This is a genomic window from Carboxydothermus islandicus (genome assembly GCF_001950325.1).
In the GTDB taxonomy this organism is placed as follows: Bacteria; Bacillota; Z-2901; order Carboxydothermales; family Carboxydothermaceae; genus Carboxydothermus; species Carboxydothermus islandicus.
This window is the reverse complement of the sequence record NZ_BDJL01000084.1, coordinates 1-315: the sequence shown is the minus strand read 5'-3', so window position 1 is coordinate 315 and position 315 is coordinate 1. Positions and strand designations below refer to the sequence as shown.

The window sequence follows — 315 nt, the reverse complement described above, 5'->3', positions numbered from 1 at the left end:
CGGGTTAGGCCACTGACTTCGGGTGTTACCGGCTTTCGTGGTGTGACGGGCGGTGTGTACAAGGCCCGGGAACGTATTCACCGCGGCATGCTGATCCGCGATTACTAGCAATTCCGCCTTCATGCAGGCGAGTTGCAGCCTGCAATCCGAACTGAGAGCGGCTTTTTGGGATTTGCTCCAGGTCGCCCCTTCGCTTCCCTTTGTACCGCCCATTGTAGCACGTGTGTAGCCCAGGGCATAAAGGCCATGATGATTTGACGTCATCCCCACCTTCCTCCATCTTGTCGATGGCAGTCCCCTTAGAGTGCCCGTCTT

General features: G+C 57.1%; 1 rRNA gene. It reads right to left on the bottom strand.

Annotation, left to right across the window (positions count from 1 at the left end):
* Nucleotides 1–315: ribosomal RNA gene (locus ciss_RS09200) — 16S ribosomal RNA — on the bottom strand; the annotation flags it as partial.